The following is a 1086-nucleotide window of genomic DNA, read 5'->3' on the forward strand; positions in this document are numbered from 1 at the left end:
CGGATTGCAGGCGGGGGGATAGTTTTCTCGCGCCTTCGTGTGCCGTTATCGTTATATAGTGGCAACATTTTTTCGGTCAAAGGAATGGCTATGAACCCCTTAAGCTCACTCGTCGGCGTGATCGGCGCCACTTTGTCCCTGGTGTCGGCATCGCCAGCCCTGTCTGAGTCCCTGTCGCCAGTGACGGTCAAACAGGGGCGTATCTCTGTGCTGGTCGAAGGCTCGGGAACAGACATTATATTGATTCCAGGATTGGCATCGTCCTACGAAGTATGGGCTGATTTGGCCTCCAGATTGCGACAGACCCACCGTCTCCATCTCGTACAGGTAGCTGGCTTTGCCGGCTCGCCTGCCGCATCCGATCCAGAAGGGAAAGTAGCAGCGCCTACAGCCGAGGCGATTGCTGAATATATCCGCAGCCAGCGCATCGAGGCGCCGGTCATCATCGGTCATTCGTTGGGTGGTGAGGTGGCACTGATGCTTGGTGCTCGTCATCCCGACCAGGTTGGCCCCCTGATGATTGTCGATGCACTGCCTTTTTATACGTTGCTGATCGCCCCCTCGGCTACCAGTGAAACGGCCACCCCGCATGCTGCTGCGATGCGCGATGCGATGTTAGCGGCAACACCTGAGCAGGCCGAAGCGATGCAGCATGCATCCATCGCCCGTCTCGTCAAAACTGAAGCGTTCAGGCCAGGTTTGGCCGCAGCGGGGATAAGCTCGGACCGAAAGACCGTGGCCGATGCCATGTATGAACTGATGGTTACTGACCTGCGGCCTGAGCTTGAACGCATTAAGGTGCCGGTCGAGGTTGTCTATGCCTACGACCCGCTTTACGGCATAGATGCTTCCAACGTTGATGCAATGTACCGGAACGCCTATGTCTCGACCCCAAACATCAGCTTGCGACGCATTGACGACAGTTTTCACTTCGTCATGCTTGATCAATCAGAACTGTTCGCCGCTGCTGTCATCGAGTTCCTGAACCAGTGAGCGGCGGCATGGGGTTGCCAGAGTGACGAATCGCCGCAAACGGGGAAGTGGATTCGTTGCCGTGCTTGCGGGTCACTGACCGTCCGCTTTTGG

General features: G+C 56.9%; 1 protein-coding gene. It reads left to right on the forward strand.

All coding sequences use genetic code 11. The features are described 5' to 3' along the window. Positions 1–90 precede the first annotated feature (90 nt). The gene (locus tag PMI32_RS02725) at positions 91–993 is read left to right on the forward strand and encodes an alpha/beta fold hydrolase (protein ID WP_008034524.1); all 903 of its coding nucleotides are present in this window, start codon (positions 91–93) and stop codon (positions 991–993) included. Positions 994–1086: the final 93 nt, after the last annotated feature.

It is taken from the genome of Pseudomonas sp. GM60 (genome assembly GCF_000282415.1).
Lineage (GTDB): Bacteria > Pseudomonadota > Gammaproteobacteria > Pseudomonadales > Pseudomonadaceae > Aquipseudomonas > Aquipseudomonas migulae.

Coding starts and splice junctions, on each gene's coding strand:
- PMI32_RS02725 (WP_008034524.1), top strand. CDS start 91: ATGAACCCCTTAAGCTCACTCGTCGGCGTGATCGGCGCCACTTTGTCC.